This window comes from Nonlabens sp. SCSIO 43208 (assembly GCF_050703575.1).
Classification (GTDB): Bacteria; Bacteroidota; Bacteroidia; order Flavobacteriales; family Flavobacteriaceae; genus Nonlabens; species Nonlabens tegetincola.
The window spans coordinates 697716-714137 of record NZ_CP065365.1; the positions used below are offsets into that span (position 1 = coordinate 697716).

Genomic DNA, 16422 nt, shown 5'->3' on the forward strand with positions numbered 1-16422 from the left:
TATCACCGCTTTACTGTAATCCATTTTCCCTGACTGCGCACAACATAATCACCATCGTACATAGCCTCAGCTTGTGAACCTGGCAAGTAGTAGTCTCCCAAATAACTTGCGTTAATAACCGTTTTTAAACTAATGGATTTTTTAGGCTGTAAATCAAAATAGTAATGCACTCTATCATCTCTTATATCCTTATATTCTACCTGATTGTTTTCTTCGTCACCGTATTCAGTAAATCGAGTGTTTACCATTTCCCAACCAGACGGCACAATTTGTGAAAAAGCAACATCTCTAATAGTGACACCTGTTGTATTTGTTATGGTAGCTATTGCGGTAACCTCGGTTCCTTGAGAAAGATTACTAACGTCTATTGGATTTCCATTTTTGTCTGTATAAGCAACAACCATTGACAATTTACTTTGGATTACTTTATCTTTACCTACGGGTAATTTCCCAGTTAAAGCTGTATTTAGAAACACGTCTACATTCCCTGTATTGGTCACTTGAATAGTTGTTGGATTATAAGCCACTTGTAAATCTCGCATCACTATACTTTTCTTGGACTCAATAACTTCCTTATTACCCTTATCAAGCAACTCGATACTAAATCCTGTACCGCCTAAACTCTCTACATATTTATTAATTGATACCAGACTGTAACTTATTGCCTGCGTATTCATATATCGATTATCAGCTAGTTGTTTGGCAATATTCTCAAGTAATTCTCTTGCTTTTTCTTTTTTACCCATGATGACATAAGTTTCCAATGCCATAGCACGATTTCTTTCTGGCGACCCATATGACCTGTAATCCCATTGATAGGGTTTAAAATCTATATTTGAATTGCTTAAAAGTTCATTTGCTACCTTTTGCTGTCCCACCATAGCATAGGCTGCTGCTAGTCGTAACTTAGAATTGTTTGATAAATTACCGCTTTCGCGAAAGCGATTCATAGCACTTAAATCTGCAACACCAGCCAGCGCTAGTGTGTACAATCGATACGCTTGATTAAAGTCATTGTGATCATTGTAACGCCATCTACTAGCAGCTTGTTTTTGATAAGCTATCCAATTTGATTTGAAAGTAACTGGGATAGCGTATCCAGCACGTTCTGCCTCTAACATAAAATGACCTGCATAACTTGTTCCCCAATCATTTGGACTTCCTGCACCTGGCCAGTATGACAATCCACCATCAGGGCGCTGAAAACTCGTCAACCTATTGATAGCCATCTTTACATTATTTGAGAGTGTCGATTGCTCTTGAGAATTCAAGTTTGCAACAGTAGACAATCCTAATTGTGGAAACGCTGCACTAGTGGTTTGTTCCACACAACCATGTGGATACCTTATTAAATAATTCAATCGCTTACCAATATTCATTTCTGGCAAGGTTGAGGCTGTAATTTTTCCCGAATTTGTTCCTTTACTTCCAAAAGGCTCTATAGGAAGTGTTTTACTTTCTCCTGCCTTGAGTAATACCTGCTGAATACTTGTGGTAAAAGGGTTGGGATTGACAATATCAATTTCAGTTTTATAACTTGCCTTTTCACCAGATGAACTCGCAGAAAATTCTAATTGAGCAATTCCTACCTGATCTTTTACTTTAACATCAAAATAAGCTAATTGATCTCCTATTTCTTCAAATTTTAACTGTTGTTGCTTAGATCCTACTATTTCAAAATGATTTGATGGTTTAAAGCTTACTGTTACATTTTTAATGTTGTCTTCCATGGCAAACACTGTTACTGGTAATTTGACAGTTTCTCCTGGAGTAAGCTTTCGCGGAAGCGAAGCCAGCATCATCAATGGTTTTTTTACTGGTGTTGTTTTTTGAGCGTTTCCATAAGACTCATCTTTAACATTTGAGGCAACAACCATAGTACGCACTGATCCCACATAATTGGGAATATCAATAGTGTGTGTACGACTTTTACCAGCTGCTACCTCAAAAGGACCAATATGACGCACCATAGGTTCAAATCGATTGGCCTTTTTTGCTTTGGCCGCTTGTGCTGTACCATCACCACCTATTGCAAATGCCGCATCTATTCTACCACCATAAGCTCCAATTACATCATCATAAATATCCCAGGTTTTTACACCTAGGGCTTCTCTTGCAAAGAACTTATCCCAAGGATTTGGTGTTTTAAAATTTGTTAAGTCTAGTAGCCCTTCATCCACAACAGCCAGTGTATAGGTCATAGGCTTGTTATTCTTTTCACTTACGGTTATAGAAACCTTACTTTCTGGTTGTAACGTTTCAGGCATTTTAATAACTGGTTGTAAATGCGTGTTTTTATTTTCTACCATTAAAGGTATTACTCCATACATTCTTAATGGTAAATCGTTTGCTGTTGATGCATGAGGCTGTAAGTATGTTATATGTACATAAACATTAGGAACATACCTGCTATCTATTGTTAATGTGGTGGTCGTTTTATCCTTGTTGGTTTGAACCCATTTTGCGTCTAAAATCTCTGTTCCATTTTCAATGGTAATCAAAGCTCTACCACCGGAACTGCTAGGAAATGTTATTTGCGCTTGTTCATTTACATTATAGGATTCTTTATCTGCATTAAAGACCAGCATACTTGCGGTTTCTGGATCAGCTTTTCGTGATTTTCCTGCCCAACCTGGCCAATCCACGTAAACTATTTTACCTGTGCTGTGACCACTTTCTGGATCATAAACTTTAACAAAATACCTACCCCATTCTGGGTACTTGATTTGCATTTTAAAACTACCTTTTCCAGAGCCGTTTGTGGATATTTTTTGAGAATTTACTAATTGCCTGGATTCCATTGACTCATATCTCGATAAGGAGTTTGAAGTGCTTTGCCACCACCATCTCCACGATACTTTGTATACATTCACTTCAAGGTTTTGTCTAGCAGCTGCCTCTCCTTTCTCATTAACTGTGACCACGTCAAAGGTGTGGTCTTTATCGGTTACTAACATCCCACGTCTTTTATCTCCTGGTGGTACTTTTAACCCGACATAATGCGTATATGGTGAGTAGGGTGATGAAGTGACATTGGTGCTGAAATCACCTCCGTTTTCATAAACCTTAGTGAGAAAATTAGCTTTTAGAATTCCAGGTGCTTGACTATTTAGCTCAGGATTAATGGAAAAACTTGCCTTTCCATCATTATTTAATTTGCCATCAAAAACCTCGTTTTCTATCATTTCAAAATATCGAGATGGATCATCAAAATTATAGTTGTCATATTTAGGAAATTTTGTCGATGTACTATAGTATTTTACAGTAGTATTTGCTTTTAGGTTTTTAGCCTTGGCACCATGTAACCACATAGCAGATAAATCAATATCAACCTTTTTACCGCTTGTGATTAGATCATCTTCAAAATCTAACTGCACTTTAAGCCTATTGGGTTTTATTGTTTCAATCTTTAAAGTTTTATAAAAGCTTATTCCTCCTACTTGAACTTGTACATTCCAATTTCCAGTAGGTGCTGTTTCGTCTGTTTGTAAATCAAATTGATACACTTTATTCAAGCCATTTTTTTGAACCTCTTGATGTATCATTTTACCATTAGGATCTCTTAACTCTAATTTGATAGGGTGATTAGCAGGCAGTTTATTATCACTATCATTTAAAACAAATGATAAATAAATATGATCTCCTGGTCTCCATACTCCACGTTCTGTGTAGATATATCCTTTAATTCCCTTTTGCAAATGTTCTCCAGACGTGTCGAACTTACTTACCGGTAATACTTGCCCGTTATCTAATCTTACATAAGCATATTGATCCTTGTATTTAACTTTAACAAAATAAGCGACTTGATCAAGTTTAATTTGCGAGAGTCCACTAGCACTCGTTCTAGTAGTTGCAATTTCTTGTTGCTGGTAGTTATAAAAGGTCACTAATGATCCAGCAAGAGGACTTGTTGAAAGTAAATTAGTCACAGCTACTAAAAAGCTATTATCCTGTCCTTTTTTAACTGTGACTCCTATATCACTAGCTAATATGTTTGTGCTTACTGTTTTATTCCTATAAAAACTATGTGTACAAGGATCTTCCCTATCTCGCCAGTTATAGGAATAATCGTATTCATCGTAATAATAGTTTTGGTAACTATCCCAATTTGTTGTTTCAAAGGAATCGTTATAATCTATTTCTTCGATTTCAGGTTGGTTTTCGGCAGTATAGTTGCAAGAATAGGCGCTGTAAGCTAGTTTGTAATCCAATTCTACTCGATATATTGCGCCAGGTTCTGGTGTAATAAGTTCATTTAAATCAACTGAAAATACATTCCATGTACTTATATTTTTAACGGAAGATTTCAAATCAAGTACCTTACGTGCAATAGGCCTGCCAACCCTTCTCATATTCCCAGTAGATGCTATATTGTTAGATTGAAGAAATTGCAAAACATTATTTTCATATATACGATAAACCATTACATCAACAGCGTTTAAGTTTACCGCTTTGAAACGAACGCTAGTATTTTGTGAACTAGGTAAAATAGCACCAGACTTAATCAATTTGACTTCTGGCTCTACTTGCTCAAAAGCGATATAGCTAGAAAATGGTTTTTTCAATTTGTACCCATCAGTACTTTCAACACCATTGAAAACCTCGACCATTTTGGAACCTGTGATAGCATTTAGTGTGTAGACTTTAACAGTATTAGATTCAATTTCTAGTTTGAGATCTTTTTGTCCTTCTATAGAAATTAAGCCATCTAAATTTTGTGTTTTTTTCAAAGGATCAGAAAAATGCACAGCAACATAAGAGGATTCTGAATTGACAAGTTGAATATCAGTGACTAAAAAATTATCCTTTCCTGGTAAGGTAATGGATACTTCATCTTTATCGTTTACTCCAATTGCAGCACCATTCCAAAAAACTTTAAGCTCCTGATCGTCGACGGTGCGTTTAATATTGTCAATCATAAAGCTAAAAGAACTGGCTTTTTCAATATCAGATTGAAAGCTAATATCTTGTTCTTTACTGTTAATCCTGGCTGTGACGATTTTTCTTGCATCTTCAAGTGTGAGAATATCGCTTGCCCGTATAAAGCCTATAACACGTTGCGTGTTTTTGTCAACGCTTATAACAGGCTCAATGTTTACTATAAAATCTTGCTTAATCGTCTTGAAAGAAAAATTAAACTCTTTTAAATCGTCTTCTACCTGTAATAATTTACCAACCAGAAGTTTGACCTGATAATTAGTATTGTTTTCTAAAGGTTCGTCCGGAACAAATGAAATTGTTTGATTATCAATAAAAATAGATTTTCCCTTAACCTCTGGAGATATTTTAAACACATCTTCTGGTACTATTTGTCCAGAATTCCAATTAGTTTGTGGATTTGTAAATCTTACAGTTATATTTTCATGAGCACTTACAACATTATCGGTTACTTGATCTATTATAGTTCGGAATTTAAAAAACTCGGCAGCTTGTTCTTCTTGAAGTTCTTTAGGGTTTTTCTCAGAACATGAAAAAAGTAATAATAAACAAGACGACAATAAAAGAAGTTTTTTCATAATGGTATGGTTAGTAATCGGATAATGTCTTAAAGTTAATACAGTTATCACTGATTTATAGTAGAACGGCAATTATTTTACAATTATTTTATTTTACCATGCCTGTAAAGAGTGTTTTACAAAATGAATATCGTTCTCACTACTAAAATCGTAATAGGGATTAATACCAGAATGATTTTTAAAACTCTATTTGATGAAGAAGTAAAAATGTAGCTTAGAAAAAGAACAGTTGGTAAAAACAGTAATAGTTGACTGGCTGTCTGATTTTTATCTAACCATAAAAAAATTATTGCAGAAACTAGACTATAAAAGAATAACACTGAATACTTTGCTCTAGTCTTATGAATGACACTTATTATTGATCCTACATATAAAATTATTCCTGCTACAATAAGTGATAGCAATAGGATAGAAACCCAGTTAAGTTGTAAAACATGTGATTCCGCAAACTCATAGGAAGAACTCAAAATTAATCTAGGTAATAAGTCAATATTAAAATATAATTGAATTACCCAGCTAATTATTAACACGGTTGTAATCCCTAAAAATGGAATAACCCAGAATCTATAATTATTGCGAGCCCACAAAAAGACTCCAACAAAAACTGGAAGAAAAAAAAGGCAAAATTTTGGTTCAATTAAGGAAGCTATAGTTATCCAGAAACTAGCATCAAAAATTTTGGCCAATATGGAATGCCTAGTACGCATACTAAGCAATCGCCTTAAAGACATAAATATTAAAAGATTAGCTAACCACAACCAATCCAAAAAAACATCAGGAAACAACAAACACAATAACACAGACATGCTCATAAAAGCATAACTAGAGTTTTGAGTAAGTTCATTTTTTATTAGAATGAACTGAGTCAACAGCAATAAAAAGACTAATCCCAAAACGGTTATAACCGTCTGGAACGAGAGTTGCTCAAACCAAAATACAGATGTAAATCCAGCAACAATTACGAGCCCACTATAAAGTGCGTAATGAATAGGTTGAGTAGTTTCAAAAAATCTATGTAGCATCAGCTTTTTATATTACTTTTGCAGGATAACAAGCAATTTACTGCAATGAAAGAATTATTAGAAGGAATCGAATACTTATTTGTAGATCTTTTATTTGCTCCTTTAGATTTTTTAAGAGAGCTAGAAAATGAAAATTGGTGGGCTGCAAACTCTATTACTTGGATCGCCATCATTATACTTATCGTAGCATTAGGTTACTGGATGAAGCAATTGCGCATCTTTGACCAAAATGGTGAAGAAGATAAAACACAAACGTCTCACTCGTTTTTGAAGTAAGACGTTTGAATCATAAGTTTTATAGGTCAAATCCTATATCACTTCTATAATACATCTTATCAAATTGTAACTGTTTTACATTTTGATAAGATTTTTTTAGTGCCTGTTTGAAATCTTCACCATAACTGGTTACAGCAATAACTCTACCTCCATTAGTGACAACAGCACCATCTTTAACAGTTGTACCTGCGTGAAACACAATGCTGTCTTCAACTTCATTAATCCCTGTAATCACTTTCCCTTTTTCATAGGCTTCTGGATATCCACCAGACACACACATTACTGTAGTAGCACTACGACTGTCTATTTCAAGTTGCTCCTTGTTTAATTCCGCTTTCGCGAAAGCGGACAAATGTCTTAATAAATCGGACTTAATTCTAGGTAGAACAACCTCTGTTTCAGGATCACCCATGCGCACGTTGTATTCTATTACATAGGGTTCTTGATTTACTATCATTAGGCCAATAAATACAAAACCTTTATAAGTAATCGATTCCTTTTTAAATCCAGAAATGGTAGGCTGTATAATACGTTGCTCAACCTTTTCCATCAAGATATGATCTGCAAATGGTACTGGAGACACGGCGCCCATTCCACCCGTGTTTAAACCAGTATCGCCTTCACCTATTCGTTTATAGTCCTTAGCATTAGGTAATATTTTATAATTCTCTCCATCGGTCATTACAAATACACTCATTTCAATACCGTCAAGGAATTCTTCAATCACGACTTTATTGGACGCTTCACCAAATTTTCCTCCTACAAGCATTTCTTCTAGGTTATCTTGAGCTTCTTTAAGATCCTTAATTATAAGTACACCTTTTCCTCCTGCTAGACCATCGGCTTTAAGCACATAAGGAGCTTTTAGAGTTTCTAAAAATCTCTTTCCATCCTCTACAGTTTGGGCCGTAAAACTAGAATAGGCAGCCGTTGGAACACCGTTGCGCTGCATGAATTCCTTGGCAAACTCTTTAGAACCTTCCAAAACAGCACCTTTCTTTGAAGGACCTATAACATTAATATGTGATGTTTCTTCTTGTTGGAAATAATCATAAATCCCGGCAACTAGTGGTGCCTCTGGACCTACAACAATCATATTAATATCGTTTTTTAACGAGAACTCTTTGATAGCATCAAAATCAGTGACACCTAGATCAACATTTGTTGCTATTGCTGCCGTACCTGCGTTACCAGGTGCAACATATAATTGGGTTAGTAATTCGCTTTTTTCAATAGCGTGGGCAAATGCGTGCTCACGACCACCGCTACCTAAAATAAGTACGTTCATGTGAAAAGTGATTTGCCTGCAAAAGTAATTTATCTCAAAGGAAAATTCACCAGGATAAGTATCTTAAAGGAAAGAGATTTAATTCATGCCGCGTTCTTTCCTGATACTCTCATAAGCCTCTTGTACCTTACGGAACTTTTCTTCGGCGCCTTTACGGTACGCCTCGTCCATGTGGACAAGTTTATCTGGGTGATACTTTTTGGCCATTGATCTGTAGGCCTTTTTCACCTCATTATCTGTTGCCGATTTTTCTATCTCAAGGATTTTATAAGCATTATCACGATCCTTTACAAACATGGCCTTAATAGATATAAAATCTCTACTGCTTAATCTACAGTAACTAGCTATGTTTTGCAGGACTCGCAATTCTGAGTCACTAACGTGACCATCGGCTTGTGCTATACCAAATAGAAAATGAAGAATTTGCAATCGTGTCTCGTAGGTGGTACGAGTATTAAGCATTTGACAAATGCGTTGTGCGTTTACTTGTCGCTTTTTTACCACATCGTTAAATACCCTAAAAACAGCATTGGCTCTTTCCTTACCATAAGAACTTACAAAGTAATTTCTCACATAATCCAGTTCTCGTTGACTTACACTACCATCTGCCTTAATGACTATACTAGTAAGCGAAAGTAAATTGAGTTCAAAATCTTGTGGACTTACTGTATTATTAGAATGGCTGCGATATCTAGGTTGGGTAGAGCTTTGTTGGGTATAACCACCCATAAAGCTCACATATAACCATCTTAAGATTAAGAAAACAGCAATATACCCTATAAAAGACATTGTTATTTTTTAGGCTTTTTAAAAATAGGAACGGCGCTACATGCCTCACCGTACATTATAGATCGGGCGATAGGTTGTAATTTTTCAGTAAGCATTAAGTAGGCGTTTACCGGTACTGGTTTGTTTGAACATCCTTTAATGATTACTGGTAGGTCTTGATATTCTGATAAATCAAGGTTATTAAGAACTTCTGTATACAACACGCTTTCAAGGTGTTGAAGATCTCCATAAACCACCTTTTTTGCTATTCCAGTAAGGTGACTTTGTAACAACATCCATATCCACTGTGGCACGATTGCATCGGTACTGCAATGAATGGCTACATAGTGGTCTTTATAAATAGAGAAATCAGTGTTTTTTACGCTTTCGCGAAAGCGAGATTCTACCACTACCAGACCTTCAAGTAACCATTGTGATATATCAATAACACTGCGTGTTCCTGGCAAATAAAAATCTTCAAGGTCAATGGTGCGCAGCTTGCTTTGCGCTACTCGATTCACGATTTCCTCCATACTACAACATGCCTAATTCTAGTTTTGCCTCTTCACTCATGAGATCTTTACTCCATGGTGGATCAAAGGTGATTTCTACCTCGGCATCGTTAACCTCTTTGAGAGTTTTTACTTTCTCTTCTACCTCAACTGGTAGAGTTTCTGCCACCGGACAATTAGGTGATGTTAAGGTCATGAGGATTTTCACATCGGCATCAGTGCTTACCATCACATCATATATAAGTCCTAGCTCGTATATATCTACTGGGATTTCTGGATCGTAGATAGTTTTAAGAACTCGTACTACTTTTTCTCCTATTTCCTGACCGTTTATTTCTTCCATGGTTTAATTTAATTGTGATTGGTATGCTACAGCATACATTTTAAGCTGTTTAATCATTGATACAAGACCATTTGCTCTGGTAGGAGATAAATGCTCCTTGAGACCTATTTGATCTATAAAATCTGTATTTGCGGCAATAATATCTTGTGGTTTTTGACCTGACCAAGCTCTTATAAGTATAGCTATAATTCCTTTGGTAATAATAGCATCGCTATCTGCCGTAAAATGTACTTTTTCGTTATCTAATTGCGCGTCAACCCAAACTTTGGATTGACAACCTTTAATAAGTTTGTCCTCGGTTTTTTGAGTTTCGTCAATCAATGGTAAGTTCTTACCTAGATCAATCATGTACTCGTACCTCTGCATCCAGTCATCAAACATTGCAAACTCATCAACTATCTCCTCTTGTATATCTTGTATAGTAGCCATTATTTAATCTTGATTGCTTTTATAGTAAGTGTACCTGATTCATCAAATAATTCTAGACCATCTTCAGTAGGTTTTACTTGCACTGATTTTGCCAAGTGTGCGGTATAATCTCTTTCGATTTTGTCCAATTCCCTACAATACATTTTTGTGCCCATAAGTGGTCCAATCTCAATAGACGTTCCCTGGTATTTAAATTCACCCGAATACTGGTTACAAGCAGATTTTCCAGAGATTCTATTTACTGTTCCATCGGTTTCAATATTTAAAGTGATATCATACTCACCATAATTATTACCACCTACAGTAGTTACTTTATAATTACCATTCATGTCTTCTATCGTTTTACAACTTAAGGTTGTAAAAATGATCATTACAAAAATTGCTGCTTTTTTCATCATAACTTCACTTATTTAAGCTTACACTAAGCTAACATATTAACAGCTCGTTGCAAAGCTTGTACCATTATGTCTATTTCTTCTTTAGTATTATAAAAAGCAAAGCTTGCTCTTATAGTTCCTGGAATTTGAAATCTATCCATAACTGGCTGTGCACAGTGATGACCCGTGCGTACTGCAACGCCTAATTTGTCTACAATGGTTCCTATATCGTATGGATGCAGCTTATCTACAACAAAACTAATTACCGCCGCTTTGTCAGTTACTTCGCCTAAAATTGTAACACCTGGAATTGTTTTGAGCTGTGCTGTACCGTATTCTAATAACTCATTCTCGTATGTTGCAATATTGTCCATACCTATTTCATTTAGGTAATCGATAGCCGCTCCTAAGGCAATACCACCAGCAATATTTGGAGTTCCTGCTTCAAATTTATGAGGTAAACCTGCGTAGGTAGTGTGCTCAAAAGTTACTTGATCAATCATCTCGCCACCACCTTGATAAGGTGGTAATTGGTTTAACAAGTTTTCTTTACCGTATAAAACTCCTATACCAGTAGGACCGCACATTTTATGACCGGCCATTGTGTAAAAATCTGCATCAAGAGCCTGCACGTCGACAGTCATGTGTCCACAAGATTGAGCACCATCAACTAAAACTAAAGCATTAAACTCATGCGCTTGTTTAATTATTTCCTTAACAGGATTAGTAACACCTAGTGCATTTGAAATATGGTTTACAACTACAAATGCAGTCTTATTACTTAGTAGATTAGAATAGGTTTTCATGTCTAATGTACCGTCGTCTAAAACTGGAATCACTTTAAGTACAGCTCCTACTTTTTCACAAAGCATTTGCCAAGGAACTATGTTTGAATGGTGTTCAACTGCACTTACAATCACCTCATCACCTTTTGAGACAAAAACATGTGCTCCACTGGCAACTGCATTTATCGAATGTGTATTACCCGATGTGAAGATTACTTGTTTAGCCTGTGGTATATTAAAAAATGCTCTTGTCTTTTCACGGGCTTGCTCAAATAAATCTGTCGCCTCCTGACTTAAAGCATGAACACCACGATGAATATTTGCATTGTAATGACTGTAATATTTTACAATGGCATCAATTACTGCTTGGGGCTTTTGTGAGGTTGCAGCATTGTCAAAATATATTAAAGGCTTTCCATCGACTTCTCTTTGAAGTATTGGAAACTGTTGTCTTATTTTTTGTACATCAAACATATTACAAAGGTACGTTCTGTAAGTGAACACTACGATAAGAATAGTGTTTTCCTTAAGTTTAATTTTTTAAAACAAAAACCAGTCTCAAGGACTGGTTTTTAAAGTATTACTTCTAATAATCTTTATAATTCCAATCCTATTTCTACTCCTAATTTAAGAGCTATGATCTTGGTTATTCTAGACTTTACTTCTGGTATTTTAACACTTTCTAATACACTGTTTGCAAAGGCAAACATGAGTAAAGCTCTAGCTTCCTTTTTACCAATACCACGAGACTGCATGTAAAACATAGCATCCTCATCTAATTGGCCAATAGTACAACCATGTGAACATCTTACATCGTCAGCAAAAATTTCTAATTGTGGTTTTGCATTTATAGTTGCTTTATCACTAATTAAAATATTATTGTTTTGCTGGAAGGCGTTAATTTTTTGGGCAATTTTATCTACATAAACTTTACCATTAAATACACCTACAGATCTATCATCAAAGATTTGCTTGTATTCCTGATAGCTTTCACAATTAGGTTGTGTGTGATGAACAAGTGTACTATGATCTACATGTTGTTTACCTTCTAATATAGTCACACCATTAAGTAAAGAATTACAGTGCTCTCCTTTTTGATAGAAATATAAATTGTTACGTGTTATAGAACCGCCAAATGAAAAAGTATGCAATCTTACCTCACTATTTGACTGTTGCTCAACGCTTGTGTGATCTATTAAAGAAGCTTCAACATTGTCGTTCTGTATTTTGTAATAATCCACCATAGCGCGTTGATCTGCATAAATCTCTGTAACAACATTTGTCAACACAGAGTTTGAACTCAGGCTTTGATGGCGTTCTATAATTTGAACTTGAGAATTCTCACCTACTACAACTAGGTTTCTAGGTTGCATCATTGCAGCATTTTCATTTCCTGTTGAGAAATAAACTATCTCAATAGGTTTGCGTACTGCTACATTTTTACCAACATGTATGTAAGCACCTTCACGAGCAAATGCTGTATTGAGAGAAGTTAAGCTATCATTACCAGCAATTTTATTGTAGTGGTTCTCAATTACAGGAGCATATTTATCCTTGCTTAACGCACTTGACATCAAACAAATATCATACTTGTCGTGTGTAGTTTGTGATAATTGGGAATTGTAAACACCATCTACAAAAATCACCTTGTAAGTATCAATCTCGTGCATCAAATACTTTTTGATGTCACGATATTCAATATGAGAATCTGTTTTTGGGAATAAAGAATAGTCTTTATTAAAAAGAGATTTTAAACTCGTGTATTTATAAGCTTCATCCTTGCGTTGTGGTATTCCTACTGTTTCAAATTGCTTTAAAGCATCGCTGCGCAATCCATGTACATAAGAATCTGTATCTACCTGAGATTCTAACGCTATAAAGGAGGAAATAATATTGTCTTTAAAACTCATAATTCTTTTTATTATGTTTTTACAGTATTATCGTAAATGTTTGATCAACTGCAAAAATCATTATTAGACTACTAGGCGTCAACCTCTTCTTTAATCCAGTCGTAACCTCTTTCTTCTAATTCATGAGCTAGTTCCTTACCACCAGACTTTACAATTCTACCTTTATATAGTACATGTACATAATCTGGAACTATATAATCAAGTAACCTTTGATAGTGAGTAATCACTACGGTTGCATTATCCTTGCTTTTAAGCTTATTCACACCATTTGCAACAATGCGCAATGCATCAATATCTAATCCTGAATCTGTTTCATCAAGAATAGATAGTTTAGGCTCTAGCATCGCCATTTGAAAAATTTCATTACGCTTTTTCTCACCACCAGAAAAACCTTCATTTAGCGATCGAGACAAAAATTTACGATCTATTTCAAGTAGCTCTGATTTTTCACGAATCAATTTAAGCATGTCCTTTGCAGGCATTTCATCTTTACCTTGTGCCTTGCGAGTCTCGTTGATCGCAGTTTTCATGAAATTTGTTACTGATACACCTGGAATTTCTACTGGGTACTGAAACGAAAGAAAAACGCCGCGGTGTGCTCTTTCCTCTGGATCAAGTTCAGAAATTTCCTCACCATCTAATTCGATAGAACCATCTGTCATTTCATATTCCTCGCGACCTGCAATAACATTGGCAAATGTAGATTTACCAGAACCATTAGGTCCCATTATAGCATGCACTTCTCCAGGCTTAATTTCTAGATTTATTCCTTTTAAGATTTCTTTGTCCTCAATTGAGGCTTTAAGGTTTTTTATCTTTAACATATCGATCTACTTGATGTCTTTTAATTCTACTTTGGATCCTGTTGTGATCACGTTGCTCTCAAGAGCTGGGTTAATTTCTATTATTTTATGAATGGTAAAAACTTCTGGCCATCCTTCTTCACCTCGTTCTAGTTTTGGGTTTGGTTTAAGTTTACCTTGAAGAGTAACTATAGGCGCATCGTACTCATTCTTTTTAAGTGGATTTGTTCTATCAATTAGTTGTAACGCCACATCATTTCTTTCTACTTCATGAATTTTACTAGTTGTATTGAGAACGATAATATCCTCGTATACAATAAATTCTCCTCGCAATTCAACTTGACCTTCAGGAATACTACTTGTATTGTCCATTTCAACCACAGAAGCGTCCGTGTTTTCGTCATCCTTGGATTGTTGCTTACAAGCTATTGAGATGATTGTTAAAAGTGTAATCGCTAGTATTTTTCTCATAGTGAATAAAATGATGATTGGTTTTTTTTAAGTACGCTTTCGCGAAAGCGATATCCTAAACAACTACGTTTTATTATTAATTTATCCTACAGATCCTTCTAAACTTATTTCAAGAAGTTTTTGAGCCTCTACAGCAAATTCCATAGGAAGCTTATTAAGTACTTCTTTTGAAAAACCATTTACAATAAGGGCGATTGCCTTCTCAGTATCTATTCCTCGTTGATTACAATAGAATATTTGATCTTCACCTATTTTACTAGTTGTGGCCTCGTGCTCAATGCGAGAGCTACTGTTCTTGTTCTCTATGTATGGGAAAGTGTGCGCTCCACATTCATTCCCCATAAGTAAACTATCACATTGAGAGAAATTACGAGCATTTGCAGCACGTGGACTTACGTGAACTAATCCTCTATATGAATTTTGAGATTTTCCAGCACTTATTCCTTTTGAAATAATCGTGGACTTAGTATTCTTTCCTAGGTGAACCATTTTGGTCCCTGTATCTGCCTGCTGAAAGTTGTTAGTAACTGCAATGGAGTAAAACTCACCTATTGAATTGTCACCTTTTAATACACAGCTAGGGTATTTCCATGTAACAGCACTACCGGTTTCAACTTGTGTCCATGAGATTTTTGCATTTTTCTCACACAAACCTCTTTTTGTTACAAAATTGAATACTCCACCTTTACCTTCTTTGTCACCTGGAAACCAGTTTTGAACGGTACTGTATTTAATCTCTGCATCATCAAGTGCAATGAGCTCTACCACTGCTGCATGTAATTGGTTTTCATCACGACTAGGAGCTGTACACCCTTCAAGGTAAGAGACATAACTACCTTCATCGGCAACTACAAGGGTGCGTTCAAATTGACCAGTTCCTGCTTGATTTATTCTAAAATAAGTAGACAACTCCATAGGACATCTCACACCTTTTGGGATGTAACAGAAAGATCCATCTGAGAACACAGCACTATTTAACGCTGCATAGTAGTTATCCTTTTGTGGTACAACAGTTCCTAAATATTTTTTAACTAACTCTGGATGTTCTTGAATAGCCTCTGAAATTGAACAGAATATGATTCCTTTTTCGGCTAGGGTTTCTTTAAAGGTCGTTGCCACAGAAACTGAATCCATTACAATATCCACAGCTACTCCTGCTAATTTCTTTTGCTCATCAAGGGAAATTCCTAATTTATTAAAGGTCTCCAACAATTCTGGATCCACTTCATCTAGAGATTCGTACTTAGGCTTTTTATTAGGAGCACTGTAGTATGATATAGCTTGTAAATCTGGTTTTTTGTAATGTACGTTTGCCCATTCTGGCTCGACCATATCTTTAAAAGCCTTGTACGCTTCTAATCGCCAATCTGTCATCCATTGTGGCTCGTTCTTTTTTTGAGAAATTAGTTTTATCACATCCTCATTAAGACCTACGGGAATCGTATCAGATTCAATATCGGTATAAAAGCCGTACTCGTACTCTTTAGTCTCGAGTTCCTTTTTTAATTCTTCTTCTGTGTACTTAGACATCTTAAATGTGTTTAAAAATTAAAGCGAAAAGCTCTCACCACAACCGCATGTGCGTTGTGCATTTGGGTTATTGAACACAAACCCTTTTCCATTAAGTCCACCACTATATTCTAGAGTGGTTCCTACTAGGTAAAGAAAGCTTTTTTTATCGACCACTATACGCACGTCGTTTGCTTCAAAAATTTTATCTGTATCAGTTGTTGAGTCGTCAAAATTTAACTCGTATGACAAACCACTACAACCACCACTTTTTACTCCTACACGCACATAGTCCTTATCTATGGTAAATCCATCCTCGCTCATAAGTTGAGCTAGCTTAACCTTAGCTGTTTCTGAAACGTTTATCATAATATTATTTGATTAATCAAAATGTGTGCAAATATACGACAGCA

At 35.7% G+C, this 16422-nt stretch carries 15 protein-coding genes; 1 reads left to right on the forward strand and 14 read right to left on the reverse strand.

Going from position 1 to position 16422, the window contains the following annotated elements; genetic code table 11:
• Window positions 1-2: 2 nt before the first annotated feature.
• Together I5168_RS03390 and I5168_RS03395 are read right to left on the reverse strand one after the other, a co-directional pair.
• Window positions 3-5516 (reverse strand): alpha-2-macroglobulin family protein, encoded by a 5514-nt coding sequence (locus I5168_RS03390; protein ID WP_431472420.1) that lies wholly within the window; start codon window positions 5514-5516, stop codon window positions 3-5.
• A gap of 116 nt (window positions 5517-5632) precedes the next feature.
• On the reverse strand, window positions 5633-6538 hold the full coding sequence (locus I5168_RS03395) for a hypothetical protein (RefSeq protein WP_105017779.1): 906 nt from the start codon (window positions 6536-6538) through the stop codon (window positions 5633-5635).
• A gap of 45 nt (window positions 6539-6583) precedes the next feature.
• On the opposite strand from I5168_RS03395, the gene I5168_RS03400 reads away from it, so the two are divergent.
• Window positions 6584-6814 carry a DUF6341 family protein gene (locus I5168_RS03400; protein WP_060523411.1) on the forward strand — a complete coding sequence of 77 codons (231 nt, stop codon included), beginning with the start codon at window positions 6584-6586 and terminating at the stop codon, window positions 6812-6814.
• A 19-nt stretch (window positions 6815-6833) separates the two neighbouring features.
• Here I5168_RS03400 and purD read toward each other — a convergent pair whose 3' ends face one another.
• The 12 genes from purD to I5168_RS03460 all read right to left on the reverse strand — a co-directional run bounded on the left by purD (window position 6834) and on the right by I5168_RS03460 (window position 16378).
• A complete protein-coding gene (purD, locus tag I5168_RS03405) occupies window positions 6834-8102 on the reverse strand; it encodes a phosphoribosylamine--glycine ligase (protein ID WP_105017780.1) in 1269 nt (422 codons plus the stop codon).
• Window positions 8103-8180: 78 nt separating this feature from the next.
• Window positions 8181-8891 carry a TerB family tellurite resistance protein gene (locus tag I5168_RS03410; RefSeq protein WP_105017781.1) on the reverse strand — a complete coding sequence of 237 codons (711 nt, stop codon included), beginning with the start codon at window positions 8889-8891 and terminating at the stop codon, window positions 8181-8183.
• Between the two features lie 2 nt (window positions 8892-8893).
• On the reverse strand, window positions 8894-9403 hold the full coding sequence (locus I5168_RS03415) for a DUF2480 family protein (protein ID WP_105017782.1): 510 nt from the start codon (window positions 9401-9403) through the stop codon (window positions 8894-8896).
• Window position 9404: 1 nt separating this feature from the next.
• Window positions 9405-9725 carry an iron-sulfur cluster assembly protein gene (locus I5168_RS03420; RefSeq protein ID WP_042276546.1) on the reverse strand — a complete coding sequence of 107 codons (321 nt, stop codon included), beginning with the start codon at window positions 9723-9725 and terminating at the stop codon, window positions 9405-9407.
• A gap of 3 nt (window positions 9726-9728) precedes the next feature.
• Window positions 9729-10154, reverse strand: a complete 426-nt coding sequence (locus I5168_RS03425) for a SufE family protein (protein ID WP_042276548.1) — start codon at window positions 10152-10154, stop codon at window positions 9729-9731.
• Window positions 10154-10552 (reverse strand): META domain-containing protein, encoded by a 399-nt coding sequence (locus I5168_RS03430; protein ID WP_258150454.1) that lies wholly within the window; start codon window positions 10550-10552, stop codon window positions 10154-10156. The genes I5168_RS03425 and I5168_RS03430 overlap by 1 nt, the downstream gene beginning before the upstream one ends.
• 23 nt (window positions 10553-10575) lie before the next feature.
• On the reverse strand, window positions 10576-11790 hold the full coding sequence (locus I5168_RS03435) for an aminotransferase class V-fold PLP-dependent enzyme (RefSeq protein ID WP_431472421.1): 1215 nt from the start codon (window positions 11788-11790) through the stop codon (window positions 10576-10578).
• A gap of 122 nt (window positions 11791-11912) precedes the next feature.
• The gene (gene sufD / locus I5168_RS03440; RefSeq protein WP_105017784.1) at window positions 11913-13226 is read right to left on the reverse strand and encodes a Fe-S cluster assembly protein SufD; all 1314 of its coding nucleotides are present in this window, start codon (window positions 13224-13226) and stop codon (window positions 11913-11915) included.
• A 71-nt stretch (window positions 13227-13297) separates the two neighbouring features.
• On the reverse strand, window positions 13298-14050 hold the full coding sequence (sufC, locus tag I5168_RS03445) for a Fe-S cluster assembly ATPase SufC (RefSeq protein WP_042276558.1): 753 nt from the start codon (window positions 14048-14050) through the stop codon (window positions 13298-13300).
• A 6-nt stretch (window positions 14051-14056) separates the two neighbouring features.
• Complete coding sequence (locus I5168_RS03450; protein WP_431472422.1) at window positions 14057-14500, reverse strand: hypothetical protein; 444 nt, start codon at window positions 14498-14500, stop codon at window positions 14057-14059.
• An 81-nt stretch (window positions 14501-14581) separates the two neighbouring features.
• Window positions 14582-16030, reverse strand: a complete 1449-nt coding sequence (gene sufB / locus I5168_RS03455; protein WP_431472423.1) for a Fe-S cluster assembly protein SufB — start codon at window positions 16028-16030, stop codon at window positions 14582-14584.
• Window positions 16031-16048: 18 nt separating this feature from the next.
• Entirely contained in the window at window positions 16049-16378 is a 330-nt protein-coding gene (locus I5168_RS03460; RefSeq protein ID WP_042276565.1) for a HesB/IscA family protein, read from the reverse strand.
• Window positions 16379-16422: the final 44 nt, after the last annotated feature.

Coding starts and splice junctions, on each gene's coding strand:
- sufC (WP_042276558.1), bottom strand. CDS start 14,050: ATGTTAAAGATAAAAAACCTTAAAGCCTCAATTGAGGACAAAGAAATC.
- purD (WP_105017780.1), bottom strand. CDS start 8,102: ATGAACGTACTTATTTTAGGTAGCGGTGGTCGTGAGCACGCATTTGCC.
- I5168_RS03435 (WP_431472421.1), bottom strand. CDS start 11,790: ATGTTTGATGTACAAAAAATAAGACAACAGTTTCCAATACTTCAAAGA.
- I5168_RS03390 (WP_431472420.1), bottom strand. CDS start 5,516: ATGAAAAAACTTCTTTTATTGTCGTCTTGTTTATTATTACTTTTTTCA.
- I5168_RS03450 (WP_431472422.1), bottom strand. CDS start 14,500: ATGAGAAAAATACTAGCGATTACACTTTTAACAATCATCTCAATAGCT.
- I5168_RS03395 (WP_105017779.1), bottom strand. CDS start 6,538: ATGCTACATAGATTTTTTGAAACTACTCAACCTATTCATTACGCACTT.
- I5168_RS03430 (WP_258150454.1), bottom strand. CDS start 10,552: ATGATGAAAAAAGCAGCAATTTTTGTAATGATCATTTTTACAACCTTA.
- I5168_RS03410 (WP_105017781.1), bottom strand. CDS start 8,891: ATGTCTTTTATAGGGTATATTGCTGTTTTCTTAATCTTAAGATGGTTA.
- sufD (WP_105017784.1), bottom strand. CDS start 13,226: ATGAGTTTTAAAGACAATATTATTTCCTCCTTTATAGCGTTAGAATCT.
- I5168_RS03460 (WP_042276565.1), bottom strand. CDS start 16,378: ATGATAAACGTTTCAGAAACAGCTAAGGTTAAGCTAGCTCAACTTATG.
- I5168_RS03400 (WP_060523411.1), top strand. CDS start 6,584: ATGAAAGAATTATTAGAAGGAATCGAATACTTATTTGTAGATCTTTTA.
- sufB (WP_431472423.1), bottom strand. CDS start 16,030: ATGTCTAAGTACACAGAAGAAGAATTAAAAAAGGAACTCGAGACTAAA.
- I5168_RS03425 (WP_042276548.1), bottom strand. CDS start 10,154: ATGGCTACTATACAAGATATACAAGAGGAGATAGTTGATGAGTTTGCA.
- I5168_RS03420 (WP_042276546.1), bottom strand. CDS start 9,725: ATGGAAGAAATAAACGGTCAGGAAATAGGAGAAAAAGTAGTACGAGTT.
- I5168_RS03415 (WP_105017782.1), bottom strand. CDS start 9,403: ATGGAGGAAATCGTGAATCGAGTAGCGCAAAGCAAGCTGCGCACCATT.